This window comes from Bradyrhizobium sp. (assembly GCF_049581145.1).
GTDB lineage: Bacteria > Pseudomonadota > Alphaproteobacteria > Rhizobiales > Xanthobacteraceae > Bradyrhizobium.
This window is the reverse complement of record NZ_JBAURI010001118.1, coordinates 1-2,210: the sequence shown is the minus strand read 5'-3', so window position 1 is coordinate 2,210 and position 2,210 is coordinate 1. Positions and strand designations below refer to the sequence as shown.

General features: G+C 63.7%; 3 protein-coding genes. 1 reads left to right on the top strand and 2 read right to left on the bottom strand.

Features of this window, described 5'->3' with window-relative positions; translation table 11 throughout:
• Positions 1–626 (bottom strand): DUF1194 domain-containing protein (locus WCB02_RS35915; RefSeq protein WP_423966277.1); only part of this gene is annotated, 626 nt, incomplete at its 3' end.
• 290 nt (positions 627–916) lie between these two features.
• Between WCB02_RS35915 and clpS the strand changes: the two genes are divergently transcribed.
• Positions 917–1,222, top strand: a complete 306-nt coding sequence (clpS, locus tag WCB02_RS35910; protein ID WP_423966274.1) for an ATP-dependent Clp protease adapter ClpS — start codon at positions 917–919, stop codon at positions 1,220–1,222.
• Between the two features lie 12 nt (positions 1,223–1,234).
• Here clpS and WCB02_RS35905 read toward each other — a convergent pair.
• Positions 1,235–2,210 (bottom strand): adenylate/guanylate cyclase domain-containing protein (locus tag WCB02_RS35905; protein WP_423966272.1); only part of this gene is annotated, 976 nt, incomplete at its 5' end.

Sequence of the window (2,210 nt, the reverse complement as noted above, 5' to 3'; positions counted from 1 at the left end):
TCGATGTCCATGGTCGAATAGGACGGCTCCTTCACCATGATCGGCAGGCCGTTGATGACGATGCCCTTGGACAGCGCTTCGTCGCGCGCGCCGGTGACGGGCAAGCCGTCATTATTGGGGCCGTCGCCGGAAATATCGATCACCCGTCGCAGGCCGTGATAGGGATCCTGGTCGAACAGCGGCATCGCGAAATAGATCGCGCCCGAGATCGAGGTGCGCGAGGCGCGCCGGATCGGCGTCTTCAGGATATCGTTGGCGACCGCGTCCGCGGTCTCCGGCCCATCAATCAGCCGCCACGGAATGATGATCTTCTGGTCGTGGGTGGCCGCCCATTCGAAATAGGTGATGGATATCTTGCCGTTCGGCCCCGTCTTCAGCGCCTGCAGGAATTCCTTCGACATGATCGCCTGCGCGTAGCCCTCGCGCTGCACCGCGAGTTCATCCATGTCCATGGAATAGGATACATCCACGCCGAGGATCAGTTCGACATCGACGGTGGCGGCTGCGTCCTTGTCGGAGAGTTGCGCATGCGGTCGATCGCCTTGAGCCGGCGCCGCGATGGACGCGGCATCGCCGCCCATCATGCCCGCGATAAGCATAGTCCCGATCGAGACAAACCAGCGCATCAGCCGCCCTCCAATCGTGTGAAGGCATCGTGACATGCAAATGGGGCCGCGCAAAGCCGGAACACCGATCGGTCTTCACATTCGAGTTAGCGCGGCCTCGGCCGATCGGTGAGCGATGCCGGGTTACTCATTCTGGCTTCGATCACGGCAGGCCCTGCACAAAATCGTTGCTGGACGAACTCGAGTGCGGACTGTGCAACGACGCCATCGCAAACAACCGGTTCCAACATTCACCGAGAGACGGTATTCTGGCCGTCATCGCAAGCTTCGGATCAGGAGGTGCCGCCGCAATGATCGACGCCGTCACCAAGCCCAAAACCAAGGTCCGTACCAAGACCGAAAGACCGCGCCTGCACAAGGTGATCCTGGTCAATGACGACTACACGCCGCGCGACTTCGTCGTCACCATTCTGAAGGGCGAATTTCGCATGACCGAGGATCAGGCCTACAAGGTCATGATCACCGCGCATCGGCTCGGCGTCTGCGTGGTCGCCGTCTTCACCAAGGACGTCGCCGAGACCAAGGCCACCCGCGCCACCGACGCCGGCCGCGCCAAGGGCTACCCGCTGCTGTTCACCACCGAGCCGGAGGAATGATGCTCCCCCGCGCTAAGCCTCATCGCGCAATCCGTAGACCCGTTGCGGCTTGGAAAATCCGGCGATCGGAAACTCGCCGAGATCGGCCCAGTCGCAGGCGCAGGCATCGGCGAACGCCGCAGAGGCCACGACGGTGCGTCCGAGCCGGCCTGCGATCTTTTCCAGCCGTGCGGCGAGATTCACGGCCGGACCGATGCAGGTGAAATCCAGCCGGTTGCCGCCGCCGATGTTGCCGTAAAGGATTTTCCCGACATGCAGCGCAACCCCGAAACGGAAGCGCTCGACAGCGTCACCCACCGGATAGCTCATCGCCTCGACCAGGGCCCGGGATTCCCGGGCGGCTTCCAGCACCCCGGCGCACACCTTCGCAACGTCGTCCGCCTGCTCCACGATCGGAAACACCGCAAGCAGCCCGTCACCCATGAACTTCAGGACTTCCCCGCCATGGGTCTTGATCGCCGAGACCTGGCAATCGAAGTAGCGGTTGAGGATATCGACCACCGTCTCGGCCGGCAGCCGGTCGGACAGCGCGGTGAAGCCACGCAGGTCGGAAAGCCAGATCGCGGCATGCATCGCATCGGTGTGGCCGCGGCGGATCTGGCCGCCGAGGATGCGCTCGCCGGCGCGGTTGCCGACATAGGTGTCGAGCAGCAGCGAGGCGGTGCGGCGCAAGCTGACGATCTCGACCAGCCGCGCCAGCGGCCGCACCAGCGTACGCAGGTTGTCGAGTTGCTCATCGCTGAAGCCGCCCGGCGCTCTGGTGGTCCAGCTCGAGGCGTGCACCGAACCGTCGGTGGTCGGAAGCGGCAAAGCGACATAATCGGTGACACCCTCGGCGCGCATCTCGTCGAGAAACGCAAAGCGCCGGCTCTCGGGATCGTCGAGGCGAAGCCGGACCTCCCGTCCCTCGCCGAACACGATCGCCAGTGCGCTGTTCCTGTATTCCGGCGAATCCACGACGTCGAAATCGACGCTGCCGACAATGACC

What these genes read in the sequence shown, in the direction of transcription:
- clpS (WP_423966274.1), top strand. Translation starts at nt 917, where the DNA reads ATGATCGACGCCGTCACCAAGCCCAAAACCAAGGTCCGTACCAAGACC.